The sequence below is a fragment of the Pseudomonas sp. GW822-FHT02E03 genome (assembly GCF_058802325.1).
This window is the reverse complement of sequence record NZ_JBXAOA010000024.1, coordinates 31,938-52,890: the sequence shown is the minus strand read 5'-3', so window position 1 is coordinate 52,890 and position 20,953 is coordinate 31,938. Positions and strand designations below refer to the sequence as shown.

The following is a 20,953-nucleotide window of genomic DNA, read 5'->3' as shown; positions in this document are numbered from 1 at the left end:
CGTAATGATTGGCATAAAGAGCATTGCGAGCTACGTTCCTGTAGCCGGCGTGGACAATTACGCACAAGGTGCAAAATTCGAAAAGGATGAAGAATTCATCCTGGGCAAGATCGGTTCGGCCTTCCTGCCGCGCAAAGATGCGGGGCAAGAAACTTCGGACCTGTGTGTCGAAGCAGTCAACGCGCTGTTCGCCAACAATCCTGATTTGAAGCGTGAAGCCATCGACGTGCTGATCGTCGTCACCCAGAACGGTGACGAAGAAGGTCTGCCGCACACCGCCGCCATCGTTCAGGACAAACTGGGCCTGCCAACGACCGTGGCTGCGTTCGATATTTCCCTGGGCTGCTCCGGCTATGTCTACGGCATCTACGCCATCAAAGGCTTCATGGAGGCTGCAGGCCTGAAGAATGGCCTGCTGGTGACCGCCGATCCGTACTCGAAGATCGTCGACCCGGAAGACCGCAACACCACCATGCTGTTTGGCGATGCCGCCACCGCCACCTGGATGGGCGAAGACGCCCCCTGGCAGCTGGGCAAGGCCAAGTTCGGCACCGACGGTTCCGGCGCACCGCACTTGAAGGTTTCCGACGGGGTGTTCTTCATGAACGGTCGTCAGGTCTTCAACTTCGCGCTGCTCAAAGTGCCGGCGCATTTGCATGAGCTGCTCGCTGACTCGGGCCTGACGGCTGACGATATCGATGCCTTCTGCATTCACCAGGGCAGTGCGGCGATTGTCGATGCCGTGGCGCGGCGTTTCGAGGGTGAGCCTGAGAAGTTCATCAAGGACATGGTCGAGACCGGCAATACCGTGTCGTCGAGCATTCCGTTGCTGCTGGAAAAACATGTGCTCGATTCCAAGTGGAAGCGTGTGGCGCTCAGCGGTTTCGGTGTTGGTTTGTCCTGGGGTTCGGCGATCATCTATCGTCCTTGAGCTTCTAAAAGCCAGGCACAAAAAAAGCGTTCAAGGTGTAACCTTGAGCGCTATTTTTTTGCCCGAATGAAAAGCGAGGCTCCATGAGCGAGTTCTTTGAGCGCAACGTCGAGGTCATACAGCGCCGCTGGCCGGCAGTGGCTGAGCGTTTGCTGACTGAAGATCCGGGCCCGTTGCAGGCCAATCTGGTGGAAGGCCTGGGCTCGACCCTGAGCATCAACGGCATTCAGTTGACCAGTCGCCATAACCGCACCCGCGAAGCGCAGCTTCAAGCCGAAAGCCTGTCGCTCGACAGCCCGGTGTTGCACGTTTACGGCACAGGACTGGGTGACCTTCAACTGGACCTGCTGCAGCGTTCGGAGCTGATTCAGCTACATGTACATATTCTCAACGGCGCGGTTTTTGCGCTGGTCTTGCAATTGCTCGACCAACAGTCGTGGCTCCGCGATTCGCGTGTCCAGCTGCACTATGCCGGCGATTTATCTGAAATCTGTTTGCCGTTCTTTGCCCTGCCTTCAGAGCTGGTGCTGGCCGATGACTACAACGCCAGGATCCGTGACCGCCTGATCAGCGAAACCCATCTGACATTCAACAACCGTGAGTTCGACCCGGACAATCCGGAAATAGCAGCGCGCCTGCTGGAAAGTGTCGAACAGATCCGCGTTGATGGCGACGTCGCACAATTGTTCGCAACACATGCTGGGCAGCCGATGTTCGTCATCGCCACCGGGCCAAGCCTGGAACAGCATTTCGTGACCTTGCGATCCATTCGCGGGCAGGCAGCGCGACCGCTGTTCGTTTGTGTCGATACTGCTTACCGGCCGCTGATCGAGCATGGCATCAAGCCGGATGTGGTTGTCACGATTGATCAACGTATCTCGCAGCGTCACCTGCCACCCGAGGACAGCGCAAATACCACGCTGGTCTATATGCCGCTGGTGGACCCTGTCGTGTTGCAGGCCTGGCAAGGCAAACGCTATGTCGCCTACTCGGCAAGCCCGGTTTTCCGTGATTTGCGTGAGCAATTGCCCCGCTCCGGGCTGTTTGCAGGCGGCAGCGTGATTCATCCGGCGGTGGACCTGGCGATGAAAATGGGGGCCAGTCAGATCACGCTGTTCGGGGCTGACTTCGCGTTCCCGAACAACAAGACCCATGCCGGCTGGAATGACGGCGACCTCGGCCCCCAATTGGGCGCGGCTCGCCATTGGGTGTTGGACGGGAATGGGCAGCGGGTCAAGACCCAGCTCAATTTCCGCAGCTACTTGTGTGAGCTGGAGCGCTATATCGCTGCGAATCCACAAGTCGTCTTCTACAACAGCAGTCGAGCCGGGGCCATGATTGCCGGCACGACATTTCATCCGGAGTTCAGTCGATGAGCGAAGTGCTACTCGTTAATCAGGCCAGGCAATGTTCAGTGTTGTTTCGCTTGGGAAGAGATGTCGAGGCGGCGCTGGTCATGGTCGAGGTAGCGGAGGGGGTGCAGTCGCGGCTTGGCGGGTCCGACAGCCAGATCGCGGCCCGGTGGATGGAGTTGCTGACAGGCATGCTGGATAGCCAGGAACGACAGGACTGGCTGGCCCTGGCGGACTACCTTGAATACGAACTGGTCGATTTACTGGAGGCTGTCAGTTCTACGTAATGCCATGGGAGCGGGGCTGCGAGGAAGGATTGTGGCAGTTCTCTGGCGTCATTTTTTGGTGGTTGGATCGTCGCTAAGCCTTGGTTTTACAGGGGGTGGCAGGGTGATGGCAAAAAATTTCAAAAATCCCCTCAAGCAACCTGCATTGACGACGATAACTATTACGAAGGTTCTCTAGGCCATACCGGGCGGTTGCCAGGGCCGGAAGCCGCAGTACCCAACCAACGAGGAATTCGTCATGGCTTTAACAGTAAACACTAACACTACTTCCCTGAGTGTTCAGAAGAACCTGAACCGTGCGTCCGACGCACTGTCGACTTCGATGACCCGCCTGTCCTCCGGCCTGAAAATCAACAGCGCCAAAGACGACGCCGCCGGCCTGCAGATCGCTACCCGCATGACTTCGCAAATCCGTGGCCAGACCATGGCTATCAAAAACGCCAACGACGGTGTTTCGATCGCTCAGACCGCTGAAGGCGCTCTGCAAGAGTCGACCAACATTCTGCAGCGTATGCGTGAAATCGCAGTGCAATCGCGAAACGACTCCAACGGCACTGCTGACCGTACCGCTCTGGACAAAGAATACCAACAGTCGATCGCTGAACTGACCCGTATCGCTCAGTCGACCAACCTGAACGGTAAGGCGCTGATCGACGGTACTGCTGGTGCGATGGAGTTCCAGGTAGGTTCGAACACCACTTCCGACAACCAGATCACTCTGACCCTGTCGACCAGCTTCGACGCCAGCGCCCTGGGCATGACCGGTACCACCATTTCCGGCGTTTCCAACACCGCTAACCACAGCTCTGTTGATGCTTCTATCTCGGCTATCGACGCTGCTCTGGCAAACATCAACGCCACCCGCGCTGACCTGGGTGCTGCTCAGAACCGTTTCTCGACTACCATTTCCAACCTGCAGAACATCAACGAAAACGCCAGTGCTGCACTGAGCCGCGTACAAGATACCGACTTCGCTGCTGAAACTGCACAGCTGACCAAGCAACAAACTCTGCAACAAGCTTCCACCGCAGTTCTGGCCCAGGCCAACCAACTGCCATCCGCTGTACTGAAACTGCTTCAGTAATAGCTGATGTGTTTTGGCGGGGGAGTGCGCTTGTCGCGCTCTCTCGCTTTTTACTTTGAGAGGTGATGGACATGGATATGAGCGTCAAGCTGAACTTGTCTTATCCTGCGGCCAAGCAGGCGACGACTGTTGCCGACAAGCCGGTGGAGAAGCCTCGAGCGGAAACTGTGCCAGTGGTTGCCGTCAAGGAAGAAGGTAAAAACGATCAGACCGAACAGGAAAAACTGAAGATGGCCGTTCAGGAAATCGAGAAGTTCGTTCAGTCGGTCAAACGTAACCTGGAGTTCTCGATCGATGAGCCTTCAGGCAAAGTTGTGGTCAAGGTTATTGCCAGTGACTCCGGTGAGGTGGTTCGCCAAATCCCCAATGAAGAAGTCCTGAAGCTGGCCAATAGTTTGAATGATGCAAGCAGCCTGTTGTTCAGCGCGAAAGCCTGACCGCTGGCATGAATATTGTTGCTATGTTCTTTTGGACGTTGTAGTGGTCAAAAGACCGGCGACACACTGAAGGGAGATATGCATGGCAAGTCCAATTCTACCGGGCACGGGTTTAGGCTCTGGCCTTGATACCGGTGCTATTGTTAAAGCCTTGGTCAATGCCGACAAAGCAGCCAAGCAGAACCAGATCGACCGTCAGACGACCATCAACACCGCGCAGATTTCCGGTATTGGTTCCCTCAAAAGTGTCCTGGCGAACTTCCAGACTGCAATCAAGAATCTGGGCAATACGCAAACTCCGCAATTCCTGGGTTACAACGCCACCTCCGCTGACGCGAAAGTATTGACCGCCGTGGCCAGCAACACGGCCGTCAACGGCACTTACGTGGTCAAGGTCACTAACCTTGCGACCTCGTCCAAAGTGGCCACTGCAGCCTTTGCCGGCGGTGCCAGTAGTGCCATTGCGAGCGGCACGCTCAATATCACGCAAAACGGCGTTTCCAGTTCTGTCACCATTCCGGCGGGCGCGACGTTGCAGTCGGTTCGGGATGCGATAAACACACAGCAAGGCGCCAACGGCTTCAGTGCCAACATCGTGACCGACTCGTTTGGCTCGCGTCTGGTGTTGGGTTCCACGGTGACCGGTGCCGGTTCCGATATCACCCTAAGCGGTATTGCGGGTCTGGAGATCAATGCCGGCCAGCAAATGGGTGCCACACCAACAGCTACTTCGGCAGGTGCCATCGGCGAATTCGCGGTAGACGCCAAGTTCACCGTGGACGGGCTCGCGCTGACCAGCAAAAGTAACAAGGTTGACGCGGCTATTTCCGGCTTGACCCTGAATCTGGTCGCCGGTGGTGATGTAACCACGACGGTGACAGTCGGCCCGAACAGTGATGGCCTGAAAAAGTCCATCCAGGCTTTCGTTGACGCCTATAACCAGGTTGTGACCAGTGTTAATGCGTTGACCAAGCCTTCCCTGGATGACGATGGCAAGCCGACCATCGCTGCTGCACTGACCGGTGACCCATTGGCGCGCGGCATTCTGGCATCCATTCGTCAGCCGTTGGTCACCACCGGTGCAGGTGACAAGCTCACCGTTCTGTCGCAGCTGGGTATCACCACCAATCAGAAAACCGGTGCGCTGGATTTCGATAGCACCAAGTTCACGACCGCGATGGATACCCAAAAGCTCGGTGGTGAGGTTCAGAAGCTGTTCCTGGGTGATCCGACGGCGACTGGCGATGCCGCCAAGGGCTTGCTGACACGCATGAACGATGCAATCACCCCTTACACGGTCACTGGCAGTGAGGGTATCCTCGATGCCCGTTCGACCAACCTGGCCAAGGCCAAGTCGAATCTGGCCAACCAGCAGGCAGCCCTGGATCGCCGTATCGAGACGCTGACTGCTGTGCTGACCAAAAAATATAACGACATGGATTCTCTGGTCGGCAAACTCAAGGCAACTGCCAGTAACATCACCTCGATGTTCGAGGCGATGAACGCGCAGAAAAACGCCTCGTAACACAGAAACGCCAAAAGCCCGGCAGCGGATTCCGCTTGTCGGGCTTTTTTGGGTTTGGTCTAAAGTTTTTTGACGCCGTGTCGATAGCTTGATTATACGAATTACAGAGTTTTGGATGAGGTAAGACATGAACCCGATGTTAGCCCTTCGGCAGTATCAGAAGATTGGTGCTCAGGCCCAGACTTCCGAGGCCAGTCCTCATCGTCTGGTGCAAATGCTTATGGAAGGCGCTCTGGATCGCATCGCTCAGGCCAAAGGTGCCATGGAGCGCAAGGATATCGCCAACAAGGGTGTTCTGATCGGCAAGGCCATCGGCATCATCGGTGGTTTGCGAGAGGGTCTGGACCTGGAGAAGCAGGCGGAGTCCGTCAGTGAGCTGGATAGTCTTTACGCTTACATGATGAAACGCCTGGCGGAAGCCAACCTCAGGACCGATCCAAAAATTCTCGACGAAGTCGCCGACCTGCTTCGCACGGTCAAAGACGGTTGGGATGCCATTGGCGCACCTGCTCCCCAGTTTTAAGGAGATCACCATGAGTCTTGTATTGCAGCGAATCGAACAAACCCGCGATGCCCTCGTCGATGCATTGGCCGAGCGCAACTGGGAAGCCATTGGTGAATTGGACCTGGCTTGCCGTTCCTGCATGGAAGACGTCTTGAGTGAAGCTTCGGTGGACGAGGCCGCGTTGCGCGACAACCTTGAGGAGTTGCTGGGGGTGTATAAACAGCTTCTGGAGGCGGCGACGGGGGAGCGCCAAGCGATAGTCGACGAGATGTCGCAGATCCACCAAGCGCAGAGCGCGGCAAAGGTTTACCATCTGTTTGGTTAATTAATCCCCGGTTAATCCAAACATAGTGCGCCATAAATTTGACTGTGCACGGTTTTTTGACTTAACTAGTGGCTGGTTCCAGATTTCAGGCGTCTACAGGCATAACGTGTCTGCAAGCGTCTAGCTTGCCCCTCATTTTGGGCATTGAGTTGACTAGGGAAGTTGCTATTGCATGTGGCGTGAAACCAAAATTCTGCTGATTGATGACGATAGCGTCCGCCGCCGCGATTTGGCGGTGATTTTAAATTTTCTTGGCGAAGAAAATTTACCCTGTGGCAGCCATGACTGGCAGCAGGCTGTCGGCTCTTTGTCATCAAGTCGTGAAGTAATCTGTGTCCTCATCGGGACGGTAAATGCTCCTGGTGCACTTTTGGGCCTGTTAAAGACACTCTCAACCTGGGATGAGTTCCTTCCAGTTTTGTTAATGGGCGATAATTCTTCCATTGACTTGCCGGAAGACCAGCGTCGTCGAGTGCTTTCGACTCTCGAAATGCCACCCAGCTACAGCAAATTGCTCGACTCGTTGCACCGTGCACAGGTCTATCGCGAGATGTATGACCAGGCGCGTGAGCGCGGTCGTCACCGTGAACCCAATCTTTTCCGTAGCCTCGTCGGCACCAGCCGGGCGATTCAACACGTCCGTCAGATGATGCAGCAAGTTGCTGACACCGACGCCAGCGTGCTGATCCTCGGCGAGTCCGGGACCGGCAAGGAAGTGGTCGCGCGCAACCTGCACTACCACTCCAAGCGGCGTGACGCGCCGTTCGTGCCGGTCAACTGCGGTGCTATTCCGGCCGAGTTGCTCGAAAGCGAATTGTTCGGCCACGAGAAGGGCGCCTTCACCGGAGCGATCACCAGTCGCGCCGGGCGTTTCGAGCTGGCCAACGGCGGTACCTTGTTCCTCGACGAGATTGGCGACATGCCGTTGCCGATGCAGGTCAAGCTGCTGCGCGTCTTGCAGGAACGCACCTTCGAGCGCGTGGGCAGCAACAAGACCCAAAGCGTCGATGTGCGGATCATTGCGGCGACCCACAAGAATCTCGAAAGCATGATCGAGATCGGCACTTTCCGCGAAGACCTCTACTATCGCTTGAACGTGTTCCCGATCGAGATGGCGCCATTGCGCGAACGCGTCGAAGACATTCCGCTGCTGATGAACGAGTTGATCTCGCGCATGGAGCACGAGAAGCGCGGTTCGATCCGTTTCAATTCGGCGGCGATCATGTCGCTGTGCCGTCATGGCTGGCCGGGCAACGTTCGCGAGCTTGCCAACCTGGTGGAGCGCATGGCGATCATGCACCCGTACGGGGTGATCGGCGTGGTCGAGTTGCCGAAGAAATTCCGCTACGTCGATGACGAAGACGAGCAACTGGTCGACAGCCTGCGCAGCGATCTTGAAGAGCGGGTGGCCATTAACGGTCATACCCCGGACTTCACCGCCAATGCCTTGTTGCCACCGGAAGGCCTGGACTTGAAGGATTACCTCGGTGGTCTGGAACAAGGGCTGATCCAGCAAGCGCTGGATGATGCCAATGGCATCGTGGCGCGGGCGGCAGAACGGCTGCGGATTCGTCGTACCACGCTGGTGGAGAAGATGCGCAAGTACGGCATGAGTCGTCGTGACGGTGATGAACAGGCGGATGATTGACGCCTGTTTTTCAACTCCTTCATTTATAGGTAGTTTTTTTTAGGCACGGGTATTGCTACATCCCTCGCAACGTTCCGTTTAACTGACGGTCAACCACGCGAGAGAGTCCGATGCCCCAAGCCGCCCAGATGTCTCCTGCCCTTGATGCTTCGGGGCAACCGTCGTCCGTAGAGCAGGCAAGCCGGCTTGGCCTTGAGCAGGCATTTGCGCTGTTCAGCCAGATGTCGAGCCAATTGACCGATTCCTACAGCATGCTCGAAGCTCGGGTCACCGAGCTCAAGGGCGAGCTGGCAGTGGTCAGTGCTCAGCGCATGCAGGAGCTGGCGGAAAAAGAACGCCTGGCCAACCGTCTGCAAAATCTCCTCGATCTGTTGCCCGGCGGCGTCATCGTCATCGACGCCCAGGGTATCGTGCGCGAAGCTAATCCCGCCGCGAGTGAACTGCTTGGTCTGCCTCTCGAAGGCGAGCTGTGGCGTCATGTGATTGCTCGATGCTTTGCACCGCGTGAGGACGACGGTCACGAAATATCCCTTAAGGACGGTCGACGTCTATCGATCGCCACGCGTTCGCTGGACGCCGAGCCCGGTCAATTGGTGTTGCTCAACGACCTGACTGAAACCCGTCATCTGCAAGATCAACTGGCTCGCCACGAACGCCTGTCGTCTCTGGGGCGTATGGTTGCCTCGTTGGCTCATCAGATTCGCACGCCGTTGTCCGCTGCGTTGCTCTACGCCAGTCATTTGACTGAGCAGCAGTTGCCGGTCGAGACCCAGCAACGTTTTGCCGGGCGCCTGAAAGAGCGTCTGCATGAACTCGAACACCAGGTTCGCGACATGCTGGTGTTCGCCCGTGGCGAGCTGCCGCTGACCGATCGCGTGACCCCCAGGATGTTGATGCAGTCGCTGCAAGCGGCAGCGCTGACCCACGTTCAGGACTTGCCGATTCGCTGGCAGTGCGACAGTCATGCCGGTGAGTTGCTGTGTAATCGCGACACCTTGGTCGGGGCGATCCTCAACCTGATCGAGAATGCCATCCAGGCCAGCGCCGGCGACGTTCGTTTAAAGGTTCACCTGTATACCCGCGGCAACAACCTGCGCTTGTGCATCAGCGACAGCGGCAGCGGTATCGACACGAAGGTACTGGCGCGTTTGGGTGAGCCGTTTTTCACCACTAAAACCACCGGCACCGGCCTGGGCCTGACCGTGGTCAAGGCAGTCGCCCGTGCCCATCAGGGAGAATTGCAATTGCGCTCGCGGCCGGGTCGCGGCACTTGTGCGCAGGTGATCTTGCCGCTTTTTTCTGGTGAACAACCCAGCGCTCAGGGAGCGAAGTGAAGGACATGGCCATCAAGGTTTTACTGGTCGAGGATGACCGCGCGCTACGGGAAGCATTAGCCGATACGCTGCTGCTTGGCGGGCACGATTACACGGCGGTCGGTTCGGCGGAAGAGGCGTTGGCTGCGGTCGGCGCCGAGGCATTTAACCTGGTGCTCAGCGACGTCAACATGCCGGGCATGGATGGTCATCAACTGCTTGGATTGCTGCGGGCTCGTCAGCCGCAACTGCCTGTATTACTGATGACCGCTCACGGTGCGGTCGAGCGCGCAGTCGACGCCATGCGTCAGGGCGCGGCGGATTATCTGGTCAAACCCTTCGAGCCCAAAGCCTTGCTCGATCTGGTGGCGCGGCACGCACTGGGCAATCTGGGCGCGACCGAGAGTGAAGGGCCTGTGGCGTTCGAGCCCGCCAGTGCGCAATTGCTGGAACTGGCTGCGCGGGTGGCACGCAGTGACTCCACGGTGTTGATCTCCGGTGAGTCCGGGACCGGCAAGGAAGTGCTGGCGCGTTACATCCATCAACACTCTCACCGCGCCAGTCAGCCGTTTATTGCGATCAACTGTGCAGCGATCCCGGACAACATGCTCGAAGCCACCTTGTTCGGTCACGAAAAGGGGTCTTTCACAGGCGCCATTGCGGCGCAGGCCGGCAAGTTCGAGCAGGCCGATGGCGGGACGATCCTGCTCGATGAAATCTCCGAAATGCCCCTCGGCCTTCAAGCCAAATTACTGCGCGTGTTGCAAGAGCGCGAAGTCGAGCGAGTCGGCGCACGCAAGCCGATCGTGCTGGACATTCGAGTGGTGGCTACCACCAACCGTGACCTGGCCGCCGAAGTGACGGCGGGGCGTTTTCGCGAAGATCTTTACTATCGCCTGTCGGTGTTCCCGTTGGCCTGGCGTCCGCTGCGCGAGCGCACCGCCGACATCCTGCCGCTGGCCGAGCGACTGTTGGCCAAGCACGTCAATAAAATGAAGCATGCCGTGGCGAAGCTCTCGCCCGAGGCGCAAGTTTGCCTGATCGCTTATCCGTGGCCGGGCAACGTGCGTGAGCTGGATAACGCGATCCAGCGAGCCTTGATTCTGCAGCAGGGCGGTTTGATCCAGCCGCAGGATTTCTGCCTGGCCGGGCCGGTGGCGTGCGCGCCGTTGCCGCCATTGGCGTCGACGCCCACGCGGGCCGTAGACGTCGAAGCTGAATCGGCGGGCGCCCTCGGCGATGACCTGCGGCGCCGTGAATTTCAGATGATCATCGACACCTTGCGTTCCGAGCGTGGCCGTCGCAAAGAAGCCGCCGAGCGACTGGGCATCAGCCCGCGCACTTTGCGCTACAAGCTGGCGCAGATGCGCGACGCCGGAATGGATGTGGAAGCGTACTTGTTCGCCACCTGAAAGTTGACGCAAGCAACACCGCTCCCACATTTGTTTTGCGGTGGTTCACGGTCGAGCAAAGCCCGGAATTGGCTTTTGTTTAGAGCGATCACCGAGCTGGCACCCTTGTTGCTAACACCTCACTACCCGCCGAGTGAGTGTCAAAAAATTGCGGGTAGCCAGAGACGTAGCTTCGTCAAAGAGAGAAACCATGAGCCAAGGTATTGAATTCAATCGGTTGATGCTGGATATGCGCTCCATGCAAATGGATGCCATGTCTGCGCCGAAATCGACTGCCGCAGTCCCTGAATTGGGTGGCAGCAGCTTTTCCGACATGCTCGGTCAGGCCGTCAATAAAGTGAACGACACCCAGCAGGCGTCAAATCAGTTGGCCAGTGCTTTCGAAATCGGTAAAAGCGGCGTCGACCTGACGGACGTGATGATTTCCTCGCAGAAGGCCAGCGTGTCTTTTCAAGCGTTGACCCAAGTGCGTAACAAGCTGGTTCAGGCATACCAAGACATCATGCAGATGCCGGTTTAAGGACGAGATTGAGTCATGGCAGAAGCAATCGCCGATAATGTTCCGGCCAAGGCCACTCCAATAGACGGCAAACCGCCGCTGTTCGGGTTGTCCTTCCTGGAAAACCTCTCCGAGATGACCATGTTGCGTCAGGTGGGCCTGTTGGTCGGCCTGGCTGCGAGCGTGGCGATTGGTTTTGCCGTTGTGTTGTGGTCCCAGCAGCCAGACTACCGGCCTCTGTACGGCAGCCTTGCCGGTATGGACGCCAAGCAGGTCATGGAAACCCTGGCCGCAGCCGACATCCCCTATACCGTTGAACCGAACTCCGGTGCCTTGCTGGTCAAGGCCGATGACCTGTCCCGTGCGCGGCTCAAGCTGGCGGGCGCTGGTGTCACTCCCAGCGACGGCAACATCGGTTTTGAGATCCTCGACAAGGAACAAGGGCTGGGCACCAGTCAGTTCATGGAAGCGACCCGTTATCGTCGCGGCCTCGAAGGCGAACTGGCACGGACCATTTCCAGCCTGAACAACGTCAAGGGTGCCCGCGTGCACCTGGCGATTCCGAAAAGTTCGGTGTTCGTGCGCGACGAACGTAAGCCCAGCGCTTCGGTTCTGGTTGAACTCTATTCCGGTCGCTCGCTGGAGCCGGGCCAGGTCGTCGCGATCATCAATCTGGTTGCTACCAGCGTTCCTGAACTGAGCAAGTCGCAGATCACTGTGGTCGATCAGAAGGGCAACCTGCTGTCGGATCAGGCGGAAAACTCCGAACTGACCATGGCCGGCAAGCAATTCGATTACAGCCGTCGCATGGAAAGCATGCTGACCCAGCGTGTACACAACATCCTGCAACCGGTGTTGGGTAATGATCGCTATAAAGCCGAAGTTTCGGCCGATGTGGATTTCAGCGCCGTCGAGTCGACTTCCGAGCAATTCAACCCGGATCAGCCGGCGTTGCGCAGTGAGCAATCGGTCAACGAACAGCGCACCGCCAGCAATGGCCCGCAAGGTGTGCCGGGTGCCTTGAGCAACCAGCCGCCATCGCCGGCCTCGGCGCCGCAAACCACCGGTGGCGCCACCGCGTCGGCTGGCATGGTGCAACCAGGCCAGCCATTGCTCGATGCCAACGGTCAGCAAATCATGGACCCGGCCACCGGCCAGCCGATGCTGGCGCCGTACCCGGCGGACAAGCGTCAACAATCCACCAAGAACTTCGAACTCGACCGTTCCATCAGTCACACCAAACAACAGCAGGGCCGTTTGAATCGCCTGTCGGTGTCGGTGGTGGTGGATGATCAGGTCAAGGTCAACGCGGCCAACGGCGAAACGACCCGCGCGCCGTGGAGCGCCGATGAATTGGCGCGCTTCACTCGCCTGGTGCAGGACGCCGTCGGTTTCGACGCCAGCCGTGGCGACAGTGTCAGCGTGATCAACATGCCGTTCTCCGCCGAGCGTGGCGAAGTGATCGCCGAGATTCCGTTCTACTCCCAGCCGTGGTTCTGGGACATCGTCAAGCAAGTGCTGGGTGTGTTGTTCATCCTGGTGCTGGTATTCGGTGTGCTGCGTCCGGTGCTCAACAACATCACCGGCGGCGGCAAAGACAAGCAACTGGCCGGCATTGGCAGCGACATGGAACTGGGTGGCATGGGCGGCCTGGACGGCGAACTGTCCAACGACCGTGTCAGCCTTGGTGGCCCGACCAGCATCCTGCTGCCGAGCCCGAGCGAAGGCTATGACGCACAGTTGAACGCAATCAAGAGTCTGGTGGCAGAAGATCCGGGTCGCGTGGCCCAGGTCGTGAAAGAGTGGATTAACGCAGATGAGTGATAACCGAGCCGTTGCCGCCAAACTGACCAAGGTCGACAAAGCCGCGATTCTGCTGCTGTCCCTCGGTTCCACCGATGCTGCGCAAGTGCTGCGCCACATGGGGCCCAAAGAGGTCCAGCGTGTGGGCGTGGCCATGGCACAGATGGGCAACGTGCACCGTGAGCAGGTCGAACAGGTGATGAGCGAGTTCGTCGACATCGTCGGCGACCAGACCAGCCTGGGCGTCGGCTCCGATGACTACGTGCGCAAAATGCTCACTCAGGCATTGGGCGAAGACAAGGCCAACGGCCTGATCGACCGGATCCTGCTGGGCGGCAACACCAGTGGTCTCGACAGCCTGAAGTGGATGGAGCCGCGCGCCGTCGCCGACGTGATCCGTTACGAACACCCGCAGATCCAGGCAATCGTGGTCGCCTACCTCGACCCGGATCAGGCCGGTGAAGTGCTGGGCAACTTCGACCACAAGGTCCGGTTGGACATCATCCTGCGGGTGTCTTCGTTGAATACCGTGCAACCGGCAGCCCTGAAAGAACTCAACCAGATTCTCGAGAAGCAGTTCTCCGGCAACTCGAATGCCTCGCGCACCACCCTGGGTGGCATCAAGCGTGCAGCCGACATCATGAACTTCCTCGACAGCTCGATCGAAGGTCAGCTTATGGATTCGATCCGCGAAGTCGACGAAGACCTGTCCGGTCAGATCGAAGACCTCATGTTCGTGTTCAACAACCTGTCCGATGTCGACGACCGTGGCATTCAGGCGCTGTTGCGCGAAGTGTCCTCGGACGTCCTGGTGTTGGCCCTCAAGGGCTCGGACGAAGGCGTCAAGGAGAAGATCTTCAAGAACATGTCCAAACGGGCGGCCGAACTGTTGCGCGACGACCTCGAGGCCAAAGGCCCGGTGCGCGTCAGCGACGTGGAAACCGCGCAGAAAGAAATCCTCACCATTGCCCGCCGTATGGCCGAAGCCGGAGAAATCGTTCTCGGCGGGAAGGGCGGCGAAGAGATGATCTAAGGTCACTATGTCGTCCAAACATGATGAGTCCAATACCGACCTGATCCGTGCCAAGGACGTCGGTGGTTTCGACATCTGGTCGTTGCCCAGTTTCGACCCTTTTGTACCGGAACCCGAGCCGGAACCGGAGCCTGAACCGCCGGAAATGGAAGAAGTGCCGCTGGAAGAAGTCCAGCCACTGACCCTCGAAGAGCTCGAAAGCATTCGCCAGGAGGCTTACAACGAAGGCTTCGCCGTTGGCGAAAAAGAAGGTTTTCACAGCACCACGCTCAAGGTCCGTCAGGAAGCCGAAGTGGCCCTGACCGCCAAGATCGCGGGCCTGGAACAACTGATGGCCAACCTGTTCGAGCCGATTGCCGAGCAGGACACGCAGATCGAAAAGTCGCTGGTCGACCTCGTGCAGCACATCACCAAACAAGTGATTCAGCGCGAACTGGCCATCGACTCGACGCAGATCGAACACGTCATGCGCGAAGCGCTCAAGCTTTTGCCGTTGGGTGTGGGCAATGTGCGGCTATACATCAATCCGCAGGATTTCGAACAGGTTAAAGCCCTGCGCGAGCGCCATGAAGAAACCTGGCGCATTGTCGAGGACGAATCCTTGTTGCCGGGCGGCTGCCGGGTCGAAACGGAGCACAGCCGCATCGACGCCACCATCGAAACCCGTGTTACCCAAGTCATGGCCAAGCTGTTCGATCAATTGCACGATCAGGCGCTGCACCCGGCCGCACCGGACTTGAGCCTGGAACTGCCAATCGACGAAAAACCCGCAGTTACACCGATCGAACCGACACTGGACGATCCCGATGCGCCTTGATCGCACCAGCTTCGCCAAGCGCCTTGGTAGCTACGCCGAGGCCACGGAGCTTGCCAGTGCGCCGATCCTCGAAGGTCGCCTGCTGCGCATGGTCGGCCTGACCCTCGAAGCCGAAGGCTTGCGCGCCGCCATGGGCAGCCGCTGCATGGTCATCAACGATGACAGCTATCACCCGGTGCAGGTCGAAGCTGAAGTCATGGGTTTCTCTGGCAGCAAAGTCTTTCTGATGCCAGTTGGCAGCGTCGCCGGCATCGCCCCCGGTGCCCGTGTGGTTCCCCTGGCTGATACCGGTCGCTTGCCCATGGGCATGAGCATGCTCGGGCGGGTGCTCGATGGCGCCGGGCGTGCGCTGGATGGCAAGGGTGGCATGAAGGCTGAAGACTGGGTGCCGATGGACGGCCCGACCATCAACCCGCTCAAGCGCGAACCGATCAGCGAGCCGCTGGACGTGGGCATTCGCTGCATCAACGGTTTGTTGACGGTTGGTCGCGGTCAGCGGCTCGGGCTGTTCGCCGGTACTGGCGTGGGCAAGAGTGTGCTGCTGGGCATGATGACCCGCTTCACCGAGGCCGACATCATCGTCGTCGGGCTGATCGGTGAGCGAGGTCGAGAAGTTAAAGAATTCATTGAACACATCCTCGGTGAAGAAGGGCTCAAGCGTTCGGTGGTGGTGGCGTCGCCAGCGGACGATGCGCCGCTGATGCGTCTGCGCGCGGCCATGTACTGCACGCGAATCGCCGAGTATTTTCGCGACAAGGGCAAGAACGTCCTGTTGCTCATGGATTCCCTGACCCGTTTCGCCCAGGCCCAGCGGGAAATCGCCCTGGCCATCGGCGAACCTCCAGCGACCAAAGGCTATCCGCCGTCAGTGTTCGCCAAGTTGCCGAAACTGGTGGAGCGTGCCGGTAACGCTGAAAAGGGCGGCGGTTCGATCACCGCGTTTTACACGGTATTGTCCGAAGGCGATGATCAGCAAGACCCGATCGCCGACTCGGCGCGGGGTGTGCTCGACGGACACATCGTGCTGTCCCGGCGTCTGGCCGAGGAAGGGCATTACCCGGCCATCGATATCGAAGCCTCCATCAGCCGGGTCATGCCGTCGGTGGTCGGCATCAAGCACATGAACCACGCGCAGACGTTCAAGCAATACTGGTCGCGCTATCAGCAGAGCCGCGACTTGATCAGTGTCGGCGCCTATGTGTCCGGCGGTGATCGGGAAACCGATACCGCGATCAATCTGCAACCGGCCATGACCATGTACCTGCGCCAGGGCTTGAACGACAACATCAGCATGGGCGCCAGCGAGAACCATCTCGCTTCGATCTTTGCGCCAGCGCCGGGCGGTTAACCCGTCATGGCCTCGAGCCGCGCAGCACGTCTGGCGCCTGTGGTGGAAATGGCTGAAAAGGCCGAAAAGACCGCTGTCCTGCGCCTGGGACATTTCCAGGGCCAGGTTCGCCTGGCGGAAAGCAAACTCGCCGACCTGGAAAACTTCCGCCTCGAATACCAGGAACAATGGATCGTACGCGGCAGTAGCGGCGTGTCGGGCCAGTGGTTGCTGGGTTATCAGGGCTTTCTCGCGCAATTGGGCACGGCCATCGACCAGCAGCGTCAGAGTCTGAACTGGCACCAAAATAACCTGAACAAATCCCGGGAAGCCTGGCAGCAGGCGTTTGCCCGGGTCGAAGGCTTGCGCAAACTGGTTCAGCGCTACAGGGATGAAGCGCGGCAACTGGAAGACAAGCGCGAGCAAAAGCTGCTGGATGAACTGTCCCAGCGGTTGCCGCGTCAGGATCCGTATTGAATCAGGTAGCCCGCGTTATCGTTCTTCGCGGGCAAGCCTCGCTCCTACAGAGGCAGTGTCGAACGACAACGGTGTGTTCGACCATTTTCTGTAGGAGTGAGGCTTGCCCGTGAAAGCGATTTCACAAGTCGAACAATGCTTCAGCCTTGCTCCAGCTTCCATCAGGTGCTAAACCTTGTACACGTACGTTCGTTAGCCAATGACAAGGAAGCCGTGAAATGTCAGTCGTTACAGAAGTATCTCCGGATGGGAAAAAGCTGACGATTTCGATCGAGGGACGATTCGATTTCGGTCGGCATCAGGAATTTCGCGAGTCCTATGAGCGACTCAGCAGGACACCCGATTCCATTGTGGTGGACCTGAAGAAAGCCACTTATCTCGACAGCTCGGCGTTGGGCATGCTGCTCTTGCTCCGTGATCACGCCGGTGGCGACAACTCCGATATTCGCGTCGTCAACAGCAGTACCGATGTGAAGAAAATCCTCGCCATCTCCAATTTCGACAAGCTGTTCGACATCAGTTGACCGTCATGCAGCCGCTCGAACCGCTGACGATACTGATCGCCGAAGACAGCGCGGCCGATCGCATGCTGCTGTCGACTATCGTCCGGCGCCAGGGCCATGAAGTGCTGACGGCCGCCAACGGCGCCGAGGCGGTCGAAGCATTCCGCTCGCAGCGACCGCACCTGGTGCTGATGGACGCCATGATGCCGGTGATGGACGGTTTCGAGGCGGCGCAGCAGATCAAGGCGCTGGCCGGCGAAACGCTGGTGCCGATCATCTTTTTGACGTCGCTGACCGAAAGCGAAGCCTTGGCTCGTTGTCTGGAGGCCGGGGGCGACGATTTTCTGGCAAAGCCTTACAACCAGGTGATCCTCGCGGCCAAGGTCAAGGCGATGGACCGCTTGCGACGTTTGCAAGCCACGGTGCTGGAGCAGCGCGACTTGATCGCCAGGCATCACGATTACCTGCTCAACGAACAGCGGGTAGCCAAAGCCGTGTTCGACAAGGTCGCCCACTCCGGTTGCCTGAATGCCCCGAACATCCGTTACCTGCAATCGCCCTATGCGCTGTTCAATGGCGATCTGTTGCTGGCCGCGTTCACTCCGGCTGGCGACATGCATGTGCTGCTCGGTGATTTTACCGGCCATGGTTTGCCGGCCGCTGTCGGTGCCATGCCGTTGGCCGAAGTCTTCTATGGCATGACGGCCAAGGGTTACGGTTTGTCCGAAACCCTGCGCGAGATGAACGCCAAGCTCAAACGTATTCTGCCAGTGGACATGTTCTGCTGTGCGGCGCTGCTGTGCCTGAGCTTTCAGCGAGGGTCGGTGGAGGTCTGGAACGGCGGAATGCCGGACGGTTACCTGCACAGTATCGCCAGTGGCGAGCGCACGGTGCTGACGGCACGGCACTTGCCGCTGGGCGTACTGAGCTCGCAAACCTTCGATGATCGCACCGAGGTGTTCCCGATGGCCGTCGGCGATCGGGTGTTCCTGCTGTCCGATGGGGTGATCGATACCTGTGATGCCAATGAGCAGTTGTTTGGCGTAGAGCGGCTGGAGCAAGTGTTTGCAGCCAATCGCCAGCCCGATGCACTGTTCGAAGAGATCGAGCAGGCACTGCGGGATTTTCGTGGCGAGGCTCGTGATGACGTGAGCATGGTCGAGGTCCGTCTGCTGGAGGCCGCGCAACTGAGCCCGCCAACGCCGGTGTATTCCGACAGCGGCCAGTCGTGCCCGCTGGACTGGTCGGTGAGTTTCGAGTTCCGCGCCGCCACCCTCAAGCGCTTCAATCCACTGCCGTACTTGTTGCAGTTGCTGCTTGAGGTGCATGGTCTGCGGGCTCAGAGTGGCGCACTCTACAGTGTGCTGGCAGAGCTTTATTCCAATGCCCTGGAGCATGGCGTGTTGGGCCTTGATTCGAGTTTGAAACGCGATGCGGCAGGTTTTGCGCGTTATTATCAGCAGCGCAATGCACGCCTGGACGAGTTGCGCGATGGCTATGTGCGGGTGCATTTGCAGGTGACGCCAAAAGGCGAGGGCGGTTGCCTGGTGATCCGGGTCGAAGACAGTGGCAAAGGCTTCGATGTGGCGCGGGTCATGGCGCGTCCCGTCGATGACGTCCGTCTGTCAGGCCGAGGGGTCAATTTGATTCGCCAGTTGAGCGATCATGCGACCTGGTCCGATAATGGTCGAAGTGCTCGCGTGGAGTTTTTCTGGGAGGCTCTGGCATAATGCCAGGCGTTCTTGATCAAGGAGTGAACAAGTGGACAACACACATCTGGACCGCGACGTGCTGAGCGCGTTGCAGGAAGTGATGGAGGACGGGTATCCAGAATTGCTCGATACCTTTCTCGCCGATTCCGAAGAGCGTTTACGCGTCCTGCGAAAGGCCGAGGATGCCGCGCAGCTTATGAATGCTGCCCATAGTTTCAAAGGTAGCAGCAGCAACATGGGCGCCAGTTATCTGGCCAAGCTGTGCGGTGAGCTGGAGCAGCGTGCCAAAGAAAAGAGTCTCGTCGGCATTGAACGGCTCATTGATGACATTGACGGCGAATTCGCTATTGTCCGACCGCTCTACGAAGCGGAGCGCCAGCGCTCCCAGGCTGAACCAGCATCCGTCCGGCGTTTTTAGCAGCCAGCGAACAAAGCTGGCTCGACCCTTGCACATAACTTACTCAACTGTACCTACGATCCCAGTGCAGCGGAGACCGTTTTATGCCCGTTACCCCAAACATCCTTCTTCAGGCCGCCACGACGGCCAAGGCTCAAGCCGCGTCCGCCAATGCACCGGCGCTGACGGCCGAGCCCGGGGACAAGGCCTCCAGCTTCGCTCAGGTCTATGCCAATCAGGCGCAGAATAAACCCTCCGCCATGGCGGACGGCTCGGCTAAACCCGCACGCGACAAAGTCTCGGACAGCGTCGGCAAAAAGGACGTGAGCAACGACAAGTCTGCCGCCCCGGAACCGACGGTTGCCGATAGCGGCAAATCCTTGCCCGCCGATAAACCGGCGCAGGCTGACGGCAAGACGGCCTGCGATGACGCGTCGGATACGGCCGAGGCGTCGACACCGGTGGCTGATACCGCGCCTGTCGATCCGGCCCTCGATCCTGCGTTGGTGGTGCAGCCGGTGTTACCAGCTCCTGTGCCGGAAACGCCAACAGTTGTGGCCACTGCGCAATCACAAGTTGAGGCACCTGTCGCCGTCGTCGTTACCCCGGCTGCGGCACAGACTGTTGCGACCATCGATCCGGATTTCGATCCCGAAGCCGATCCTCTCGATGCGCTGCCAGCCGTGCGCATGGCCATGGAGCAGGGCGGGCACGTTTCGCCCGCCAGTCAGGCCCAGCCCAAGGCGGCACCGATCTCGGCTCAAGTCGACGGCGAGCCAACTTCGGCACAGAACTTTGCCACGGGCATGGCGGGCATGCTCGATGTGCAAGCCGATCAGGACAGCACCAGCCAGGGCGGCGAGAAGGCTTTCAGTGGCCTGATCGATGACGGCCTCAAGGATCTCAAGTCCGCCAGCAGCGATACCCGTGTCGATGATTTCGCCAATCGTCTGGCGGCGTTGACCCAGGCGGCAACGCCGAAGACTGCCAATGCATTACCGGTAAACCAGCCAATCGCCATGCATCAGAGCGGTTGGACCGAGGAGGTGGTCAACCGGGTCATGTACCTGTCCAGCGCCAATCTCAAGGCGGCCGACATTCAGTTGCAACCGGCCGAGCTGGGGCGCCTGGATATTCGGGTGAACATGGTTCCGGATCAGCAGACCCAGGTGACCTTCATGAGTGCCCATCCAAGCGTTCGTGAAGCGCTCGACGGGCAAATGCATCGCCTGCGTGACATGTTCGCGCAACAGGGCATGGGCCAGGTCGACGTCAACGTTTCCGATCAGTCCCGTGGCTGGCAGGGGCAGGGTCAGGAGCAGGCTCAACAGGGGCAGGGTGGGCGTGCCAACGCCAATGGCGGTCGCCTCGACTCTGCCGATGAAGAGCTTCCCGCGACTGTCGCCGAAGTAGCCGCCAACACCACCAGCGTGATTGGCACCAGCGCCGTCGATTATTACGCCTGATCAAACGCAGAAAACCTTGTGGGAGCGGGCTTGCTCGCGAATGCGATTTAACATTCAACAGTTATGTTGGCTGTCACACCGCATTCGCGAGCAAGCCCGC

Annotated in this window: 21 protein-coding genes; all 21 read left to right on the top strand. The window is 58.7% G+C overall.

Annotated elements, in window-relative coordinates; genetic code table 11:
• Positions 1-4: 4 nt before the first annotated feature.
• Positions 5-931: a ketoacyl-ACP synthase III gene (locus tag AC1RQB_RS18550; protein ID WP_008072591.1), complete on the top strand. Its 927-nt coding sequence runs from the start codon at positions 5-7 to the stop codon at positions 929-931.
• 83 nt (positions 932-1,014) lie between these two features.
• Complete coding sequence (locus tag AC1RQB_RS18545) at positions 1,015-2,307, top strand: motility associated factor glycosyltransferase family protein (protein ID WP_063342903.1); 1,293 nt, start codon at positions 1,015-1,017, stop codon at positions 2,305-2,307.
• Positions 2,304-2,570, top strand: coding sequence for a hypothetical protein (locus tag AC1RQB_RS18540; RefSeq protein WP_063342904.1), 267 nt, complete (start codon positions 2,304-2,306; stop codon positions 2,568-2,570). Before AC1RQB_RS18545 ends, AC1RQB_RS18540 begins: the two co-directional genes overlap by 4 nt.
• 238 nt (positions 2,571-2,808) lie before the next feature.
• Positions 2,809-3,654 (top strand): flagellin domain-containing protein, encoded by an 846-nt coding sequence (locus tag AC1RQB_RS18535; protein ID WP_063342905.1) that lies wholly within the window; start codon positions 2,809-2,811, stop codon positions 3,652-3,654.
• A 71-nt stretch (positions 3,655-3,725) separates the two neighbouring features.
• On the top strand, positions 3,726-4,091 hold the full coding sequence (locus tag AC1RQB_RS18530; RefSeq protein WP_063343932.1) for a flagellar protein FlaG: 366 nt from the start codon (positions 3,726-3,728) through the stop codon (positions 4,089-4,091).
• A gap of 82 nt (positions 4,092-4,173) precedes the next feature.
• Positions 4,174-5,616: a flagellar filament capping protein FliD gene (gene fliD / locus AC1RQB_RS18525; RefSeq protein WP_063342906.1), complete on the top strand. Its 1,443-nt coding sequence runs from the start codon at positions 4,174-4,176 to the stop codon at positions 5,614-5,616.
• A gap of 127 nt (positions 5,617-5,743) precedes the next feature.
• Positions 5,744-6,139, top strand: a complete 396-nt coding sequence (fliS, locus tag AC1RQB_RS18520) for a flagellar export chaperone FliS (protein WP_063342907.1) — start codon at positions 5,744-5,746, stop codon at positions 6,137-6,139.
• Positions 6,140-6,149: 10 nt separating this feature from the next.
• Complete coding sequence (fliT, locus tag AC1RQB_RS18515; protein ID WP_008072606.1) at positions 6,150-6,446, top strand: flagellar protein FliT; 297 nt, start codon at positions 6,150-6,152, stop codon at positions 6,444-6,446.
• A gap of 172 nt (positions 6,447-6,618) precedes the next feature.
• The gene (locus tag AC1RQB_RS18510; protein WP_007894189.1) at positions 6,619-8,094 is read left to right on the top strand and encodes a sigma-54 dependent transcriptional regulator; all 1,476 of its coding nucleotides are present in this window, start codon (positions 6,619-6,621) and stop codon (positions 8,092-8,094) included.
• A gap of 128 nt (positions 8,095-8,222) precedes the next feature.
• Positions 8,223-9,428, top strand: a complete 1,206-nt coding sequence (locus tag AC1RQB_RS18505) for a sensor histidine kinase (protein ID WP_198537243.1) — start codon at positions 8,223-8,225, stop codon at positions 9,426-9,428.
• A 5-nt stretch (positions 9,429-9,433) separates the two neighbouring features.
• Entirely contained in the window at positions 9,434-10,819 is a 1,386-nt protein-coding gene (gene fleR / locus AC1RQB_RS18500) for a sigma-54-dependent transcriptional regulator (protein ID WP_207267375.1), read from the top strand.
• Positions 10,820-11,009: 190 nt separating this feature from the next.
• The gene (gene fliE / locus AC1RQB_RS18495) at positions 11,010-11,339 is read left to right on the top strand and encodes a flagellar hook-basal body complex protein FliE (RefSeq protein ID WP_008072611.1); all 330 of its coding nucleotides are present in this window, start codon (positions 11,010-11,012) and stop codon (positions 11,337-11,339) included.
• A gap of 15 nt (positions 11,340-11,354) precedes the next feature.
• Entirely contained in the window at positions 11,355-13,142 is a 1,788-nt protein-coding gene (fliF, locus tag AC1RQB_RS18490; protein ID WP_063342909.1) for a flagellar basal-body MS-ring/collar protein FliF, read from the top strand.
• Complete coding sequence (fliG, locus tag AC1RQB_RS18485) at positions 13,135-14,154, top strand: flagellar motor switch protein FliG (protein WP_007894195.1); 1,020 nt, start codon at positions 13,135-13,137, stop codon at positions 14,152-14,154. Before fliF ends, fliG begins: the two co-directional genes overlap by 8 nt.
• Before the next feature lie 7 nt (positions 14,155-14,161).
• Positions 14,162-14,971: a flagellar assembly protein FliH gene (fliH, locus tag AC1RQB_RS18480; protein WP_063342910.1), complete on the top strand. Its 810-nt coding sequence runs from the start codon at positions 14,162-14,164 to the stop codon at positions 14,969-14,971.
• Positions 14,961-16,319 carry a flagellar protein export ATPase FliI gene (fliI, locus tag AC1RQB_RS18475; RefSeq protein WP_008072617.1) on the top strand — a complete coding sequence of 453 codons (1,359 nt, stop codon included), beginning with the start codon at positions 14,961-14,963 and terminating at the stop codon, positions 16,317-16,319. The genes fliH and fliI overlap by 11 nt, the downstream gene beginning before the upstream one ends.
• Before the next feature lie 6 nt (positions 16,320-16,325).
• Entirely contained in the window at positions 16,326-16,775 is a 450-nt protein-coding gene (gene fliJ / locus AC1RQB_RS18470) for a flagellar export protein FliJ (RefSeq protein ID WP_063342911.1), read from the top strand.
• Between the two features lie 218 nt (positions 16,776-16,993).
• Positions 16,994-17,299 (top strand): STAS domain-containing protein, encoded by a 306-nt coding sequence (locus tag AC1RQB_RS18465; RefSeq protein WP_063342912.1) that lies wholly within the window; start codon positions 16,994-16,996, stop codon positions 17,297-17,299.
• 5 nt (positions 17,300-17,304) lie between these two features.
• Positions 17,305-19,008 carry an ATP-binding SpoIIE family protein phosphatase gene (locus AC1RQB_RS18460; protein ID WP_063342913.1) on the top strand — a complete coding sequence of 568 codons (1,704 nt, stop codon included), beginning with the start codon at positions 17,305-17,307 and terminating at the stop codon, positions 19,006-19,008.
• 31 nt (positions 19,009-19,039) lie between these two features.
• Positions 19,040-19,408, top strand: a complete 369-nt coding sequence (locus AC1RQB_RS18455; protein ID WP_063342914.1) for an Hpt domain-containing protein — start codon at positions 19,040-19,042, stop codon at positions 19,406-19,408.
• An 83-nt stretch (positions 19,409-19,491) separates the two neighbouring features.
• Complete coding sequence (locus AC1RQB_RS18450; protein ID WP_008072626.1) at positions 19,492-20,853, top strand: flagellar hook-length control protein FliK; 1,362 nt, start codon at positions 19,492-19,494, stop codon at positions 20,851-20,853.
• Positions 20,854-20,953: the final 100 nt, after the last annotated feature.